General features: G+C 54.2%; 7 protein-coding genes. 1 reads left to right on the forward strand and 6 read right to left on the reverse strand.

The genetic code is table 11. The features are described 5' to 3' along the window. From IH971_10340 to IH971_10360, 5 genes are all read right to left on the reverse strand, one after another. Window positions 1-719: hypothetical protein (locus IH971_10340; protein ID MCH7498235.1), on the reverse strand; the 719-nt coding region annotated here is incomplete at its 3' end. Window positions 720-729: 10 nt separating this feature from the next. Then, on the reverse strand, window positions 730-2,073 hold the full coding sequence (locus tag IH971_10345; GenBank protein MCH7498236.1) for a PP2C family protein-serine/threonine phosphatase: 1,344 nt from the start codon (window positions 2,071-2,073) through the stop codon (window positions 730-732). 165 nt (window positions 2,074-2,238) lie between these two features. Next, on the reverse strand, window positions 2,239-3,633 hold the full coding sequence (locus IH971_10350; protein ID MCH7498237.1) for a class I SAM-dependent methyltransferase: 1,395 nt from the start codon (window positions 3,631-3,633) through the stop codon (window positions 2,239-2,241). Further along, window positions 3,630-3,941, reverse strand: a complete 312-nt coding sequence (locus tag IH971_10355) for a hypothetical protein (GenBank protein MCH7498238.1) — start codon at window positions 3,939-3,941, stop codon at window positions 3,630-3,632. Before IH971_10355 ends, IH971_10350 begins: the two co-directional genes overlap by 4 nt. Window positions 3,942-4,030: 89 nt before the next feature. Next, entirely contained in the window at window positions 4,031-4,504 is a 474-nt protein-coding gene (locus IH971_10360) for an ATP-binding protein (GenBank protein MCH7498239.1), read from the reverse strand. Window positions 4,505-5,107: 603 nt separating this feature from the next. Between IH971_10360 and IH971_10365 the strand changes: the two genes are divergently transcribed. Then, a complete protein-coding gene (locus IH971_10365; protein ID MCH7498240.1) occupies window positions 5,108-5,278 on the forward strand; it encodes a flagellar hook protein FlgE in 171 nt (56 codons plus the stop codon). Between the two features lie 132 nt (window positions 5,279-5,410). Here the strand turns inward: IH971_10365 and IH971_10370 are convergent. Further along, window positions 5,411-6,542 (reverse strand): RtcB family protein (locus IH971_10370; GenBank protein MCH7498241.1); only part of this gene is annotated, 1,132 nt, incomplete at its 5' end.

The raw sequence follows: 6,542 nt of genomic DNA on the forward strand, positions 1-6,542 counted from the left end.
GATTGAATCAGCTGTTGAGTGCGTTGCTCAACGCGGGTCTCAAGTTCGCTGTTCAGTTTATCTACTTTGCCCTTCTCTGTCTCCAGGAGATAGGTCTGGATATAGTTCTTCCTGGTCATGCTCTCGATGGAGTAGTTGGCGAACATGCCGATCATGTTTCCCGCCAGGAAGAAAAAATTGTTGGTGATAACGGCTGATAGGGGGGTGTCACTGAGCCAGAGGGCGGTGATTTCATAGGCGACTACAATGGTCCACCCAGCGAGCGTCGCCCATACAAACCTGATCTTGAAAATAGTATATCCAAATATGATGACGAGGATCAATCCGACATAGTAGATGGCACTTCCGGAGGCGGGGACAATCATCATCATCACGGTGATGCCCAGGCCTCCCAGCAGGATGACAGAGGCAGAGGCGGCGTCTGCGAAGTGCATAAATTTCTTGGTATAGGAAAACAGGTACACGGCTACCGTGTAAGGAATCACGATGGCAAAGCGTATGACCCAGAACGTGACGATTGATTCAGGAAACAGGATGAAGTCCAGTATGCCGAACAGGCCATAAAATAGCATGCCCAGCAGGAGCGCTGTTCTTATCTGGTGAATTGATTTGTGAAACTGATCCTCATGATAGTCAGCTTCAATCTCCCCTGAAAATGAGAGGGTCGACCAGTTTATGCGGAAATCATCTGCTGATCGTATGGCACTATTCAAATTCATTGAGCGTCCATTAGCCCTTAGGTACTTTTTTCAGGACCACAAGGGTCATATCGTCGATTTGATTGGCCTGAAACTCGTTGACTTCCTCAATTATTTTGTTCAGCACCTTTCTGATAGGCAGATCCGCATACTGATTGAGGGCCTGCTCTAGACGATCCTGGCCGTACATCTCGCCGGCCTCGTTGGTGGCTTCGGTAATTCCGTCGGTAAACAGCAAAACCATATCGCCATCATGGATGCTCACCTCCAGGTCGCTCAGATAGTCGCTTATATCATCGGCAATACCAAGCCATGTACCTTCGTTCGAAATGACTTCCGTCTGGTTGGACTTAGCCCGGTAAATGATGACATCCTGATGCTTGCCAGCGAGGGTGATCTTGCTCTCATCGATGGATATGACCATCAACGTCATGTAATGGTCGGAGCCCAGGCGCGAAATGTTTTGCCTAATGACCCCGTTCACGGAATTTATAACCGCAGATGGCGTGGTCTTTCCAAGGCTGTTTACCATCGATGTGATGCTGGTCTCCGCCATCATCATGATCAGCCCCGAGTCTACCCCATGTCCAGAAACATCGCCGATGGTCAACCACTTATGCCCCTGTGGTGTTTCGATGATATCGTAGTAATCGCCGCCCACTTCCCTGGCCGGAGACATCACAGCGGCAAATTCAAAGCCATCGATGCGCCTGTTCTCTGGCAGGAGGGCCATTTGAATCCGCTTGGCGAGCTCCATCTCGCTCCAAAGTGCGTCTCGAGCCCTTTGCAGCTCCTTCAGCAGATAGAATTCCTTCTCCACCAGACGATAGCGTAAATGATTGATGCTGGTGGCGATGATGGCCATCGAGGTGAGAAAGAACAGGTTATTCGTCAGAATTGATGGCGAGTAGGCTTGGCCTGAGAATACGTTCAGGAGGATATACAGGCCTATGATGACGGTGCTGTTGATGGCCGCATGGGTGGCCTTCCACGGCATGAGCAGATTACCGCCGATGATCACCACATTGAGTCCGGCATAGTACCGGGAGTCAAACCCGCCCAAGTCTACCGTCATCAGCGCAATCATGCCGCCCACATTCAGGGAAGCCGCGTAGGCGTGCAAATAGGAGTACTTGCTGGCCTTGAACCGTCGAATGATAAGATGCTGGGCTATGAGCAAAAAAGTTGAGACAAGCCGGTAAGTGCCGAACCGGGTCAACAACTCCATGGGAATGGTGAAATAGTCCAGGATGAACAAAATGGGAACCAAGGTGAAGGCGATGACCGTCAATGTCTTCAGCCAGTCATGGAGAATCTCATTCAGGTAATAGTCAAATTCCATCACCTCGAACTTGGCCAGTTCAGTTCGATCCACGAATCGGTGGCCTTTCGATTTTTCACTAGGTACCGGACGAGTCAGATTAGGCGCGGGCATGGCTCACATCCGCAGGCACGGTAGGCAGGCGATTCATCAAGAAGTGCGGCCACGTCTTTATATACCACCCTTGGGGCAGCTTCCATTGTGGTCCTAAGCATGCCATCAGGCTAGCCGCTTTATTCTAAAAAGCATTTGGATATCCATGTCATCCACAGTCACCGTTGCCTGGGCATCGGGCAGGTCCTGTACCATCTTTAGAAGATCGTTTTCCTTCCGATAGAACAGAGCCCAGTCGCCCCAATACTCCATGTAGACCTTTATTGGATTCCAGGTATGGCAGTTGCCGATGATCATCTCCCCGCCGGGCTGCAGCAACTTGTACAGGTTAGTGATCAGGGCCTTGGCGACCGGCGCCGTAAGGTAATCCAATAGCCCCATCGAATAAATCAAGTCAAACTGCCCCCACCTGCTGGCCATGCGTCGGGTGGACATCATTGTCCTTACCGATTCGTGGAGATATTGCACCTTCACCTTACGACCCAGCCGTCTCTCGATTTTCTCGATTTGATTGCCCACTTGCAGGAGGGCGAGAGGGTCCTGGTCCAGCAGCGTGAATTCGTATTGTACACAATCCTCCGCCGTTTCCAGAAGGCCATTCAGCTCGAAGGCCGGCCCGCAGGCCACGGATAACACCTTCAGGCGCTCACCTGTTCCCAGCGCTGCTGTCCTCCGGGCATCCCGTAGCGCCTGGACGATCGCTTCGCAACGGTTGCGCACGGCCTTGGCAGCCGCGCTTTCGATGGGATGGCGGTGCATCAACTTTGAGAAGATGGAGTCGCCCAAGTCTTCCTGCAGGTAGATCATGCGCATTATTTCGTAATCACCAGAATATCCCCGGGGCTTAATGTTGGTCCTGCGCATGAGCGCCGAAGCGAGGATAAAACTCCAGACCTGTCTCCGGAAATAGAAACCGTGACGCTCATGCTCCTCCCGGGAATAATCGGCCACCAGGTGCTCCATTTCCTGCAAATGGTCATCAAAGAATCGCAGGAATGCGACGCCTTCCTTTGCCATTACGGCCTGTTGAATCGACTCGCGGACAAAATCGGGTTCGTCCCGGAATTCAGCATCCATGGCATCGAATATGTTGCGGTAGACACTTAGGCTGTAAGTGAGGTCGCTCGTATAATCCTTGAACTCCTGCCTGATCTGGCTCTTGCGCTCCAAAATAATTGGGAGGTTGGCAAATTCGCTCTGTAACACCACTATTCTGCGATTGAAAAAGAGTTCATGGTAGTCGTAAATGTCACGGGTGAAGACGAGACTGCCCGTAAATTCTTTTTCATCGGGGCGACGAATGAGTCGGCAGGGTCCCAGTGCAACCCGTCGTCCGCCCAACAGGACGGCCAAATCTTCGAATTCTGCTCCATTGGTAACCTTATCACCGTCCGAAAATCTGACCAGTATCGAATACCGGGAGGCATACTTGGTATCGACCGCGATTTCCTCCCCGGCTTGCATCAGAAAGGCCCGGGCTGTTTTGGTCTCCTGGTTCATGGAAGCGGCGCGCCCTGCAGCTCTACCCGACCATCCTTCGTGGAAAAGATTGTCAACGCCGAAAATATCAGTTCCTGCCATTTGGATGAGCTGTCGTAAATCACCCTGATGCGGGAAGAACCCCGCTTTGCCCGCTCCAAAATCTTTATGATGGGGGTAATGGTTGAAGAATTCATAAAAGCGATACCCCGAAAATCGAGGATCAATCTCTTGTCATTTTCACTGCATCTCTTGATCAAACGTAGTAGAAGCGGCGTAATGAATTTCCCAGGCTCTCGCTCAATACTTTTGCCGTCCCAGGTTGCAATGACGGCCTCGGAATCCTCCCTAACAGCGATCGTTAAGAGGGAACTGACATGAATCTTCGATCTTGCCATCGACGTCTCCTACAGTGCAGCTATATGTTCCTTACGGCGGAAACGGTGAGCAAGTCTTTGTCAGATACGAAGAAGTCGAGGGCCACCTTTCCTTCATAGGCTATTCGCACGATGCCCAAACCACTCTCTTTGTCATCAAGTGGTTTTTTCGAAATCTCCCGCAATCTCTTCACATAGGCTTCAAACGGATCCTGGAATCCCCTTACCCACTGAATCGTTTTGTCCAACTTGTCAAGGTTCGGCAGCGAACTCTCGGCGATCGGATTGGTGACTTCCACCGTAATGTGATCCCCGCTCAGATCCAGAAGGATTGATACTTTGTCGGTCTTGTGGGTGAAACTGCCGTATTTCACGCTGTTCTCCAGCAGCTCGCTCAGGACCATGACCGTTGCAACCCTGACCTGTTCAGCAAAGCCGTGTTTCTCGAGGAAGTCGGCGGCATCCAGCCTGATGCGCTCTAGTTCATCCCACTCAGGGGCAATCTCTATTTTCATTGTATTTGCCATTCTAGTCTGGTTCTCGGATAATTGCAGGTGAAGCGCTCCAAGCGAATCAGGCGTGACCCACCTGAACGGGCTCATCCTCACGTCATGAAAATCTAATATAACCTATCACACTTACCAAGCAATAGCGTTTTCCACGGCGGCACGGGGCCGGGGAGAGTTTCAGCGCTGGAATCCATTTGCTGCGGCCATGGATGAGCGGGTGATTGACTGCCTTCGATATACCCATGAGGATGACCTGGCATGGCTGCTGGGAGCGGTGTTCAAGCTGATACTGTCCCGGAAGCAGGGCAGGCAAGAGATTGCCCCGGATCCCGCCCCAGACCAAGCCAGGTCTCCACCGCAGAAGGCGGTAGGGATAGAACCCTAGGCGGGTGATGGTACGGAGAAGGCGGGGGAATGTCAAGGGGGGACAACGCAGAAGTCGTCGCCATGGCCTTGAAGCCTGCGACCCCAGTCAAATCAACCCACCGCGCGGTATAAAGCAAATCGTGTTCAGGCCGATAATGAGTCTATCTGACCGAACACCATAACCAGGAGAGATAAGCCATAAATCCGCTCCTTGATGTTGCCCTTATCGGCATGAAAGAGGCCATGGATCAGCTTGTACGTACAGCTGAGCGGATTGCCCAGCTAACCGAGGACGGTGATCTGCCCCGGGATATTGTGGAGTTGATTTCTTTGCAGCGAAAATTTGAGGCCAACGCCATAGTCGCACGCATGGCCAACGAAATGCTGGGCTCACTCCTCGATCTGTTCGCCTAGGACCGATTCCCGATCATATCCTGACCATCCCTCCAGCGGTGGGCTTGGCATCCCTGGACATGGCCCCAGGCGAGAAAGTGGCGTGCAGGGCATTCTGGGGCCCTTTCATCCCCCTCCCCAAGCGGGCGGCCTCTACCCCTTCGCACACAGCACCTGCTTGAGCGTCGTCACCTCCTCCACCAGGTCGGCCTGATTGGCCATCACCTCATCGATGTCCTTATACGCGGCAGGAATCTCGTCCAGGACCCCCTTATCTTTCCGGCAGGCCACCCCCTCCGTCTGGGCCGCCAGGTCCGCCCGGCTGAACTGCTTGCGGGCCTGGGTCCGGGACATCCGCCGGCCGGCCCCGTGGGCACAGGAGTTGAAGGACTCGGGATTGCCCTTGCCCCGGACGATGTAGCTTCTCGCACCCATGGAACCGGGAATAATGCCCAGATCCCCCTTTTCTGCCCGTACCGCTCCCTTCCTGGTGACATACACTTTCCTGCCAAAATGCCTCTCCACAGCCACGTAGTTATGGTGGCACGAGATCACCTCCCCCACCACCTTCAACTCCCTCTTCGATTCCCCAACGACCTCTGACTGAACCACCCGCCTCAGGATGGCATACATGGTCTCCCGGTTCAAGGCAGCATACTGCTGGCACCAGAAAAGGTCATGGATATAGTCGTCGAAATCGGTCGAACCCTCTGTCAGGTACGCCAGGTCGGGGTCTTCCAACTTGACCTCCTGCTGCCGCACCCGTTGTTTGGCCTTCCCGATGTACAGATCGGCCACGGTCTTGCCAATGTATCGAGAGCCGGAGTGGAGCAGGATCCAGACGTTATCCTCCGGGTCCAGGCACAGCTCGATGAAGTGGTTGCCGCCGCCCAGGGTGCCCACCTGGGTTGCCGCCCGGCGCAGGGCCGGATCAGGGAGCTCCCGCCGGCATCGCAGGGCGTTGAAGTCCACCGCCTCGCTGTTGCTTACGTCCGGGTGGCAGGCGCTGCCCATGGGGATGGCCCGTTCGATGGCTGCCCGCAGCGGCTCCAGCGAATCGGGCAGGTCGCTGGCGGTCAGTTCCAGCTGGGCGGCCAGCATGCCGCAGCCGATATCCACTCCCACCGCGGCTGGAACGAGAGCCTCGGTAGTTGCCATCACGCAGCCCACCGCGGCCCCCATGCCCAGGTGAACATCCGGCATGACCGCTAAATGCTTGAACAGGAAGGGCAGCCGGGAGGTGCGCTCCAGCTGCTGCACAGCCTGAGGTTCCACCTGCCCCGGT

The sequence above is a fragment of the Candidatus Neomarinimicrobiota bacterium genome (assembly GCA_022560655.1).
Lineage (GTDB): Bacteria > Fidelibacterota > Marinisomatia > SCGC-AAA003-L08 > TS1B11 > JADFSS01.

Coding starts and splice junctions, on each gene's coding strand:
- IH971_10350 (MCH7498237.1), bottom strand. CDS start 3,633: ATGAACCAGGAGACCAAAACAGCCCGGGCCTTTCTGATGCAAGCCGGG.
- IH971_10360 (MCH7498239.1), bottom strand. CDS start 4,504: ATGAAAATAGAGATTGCCCCTGAGTGGGATGAACTAGAGCGCATCAGG.
- IH971_10365 (MCH7498240.1), top strand. CDS start 5,108: ATGGATCAGCTTGTACGTACAGCTGAGCGGATTGCCCAGCTAACCGAG.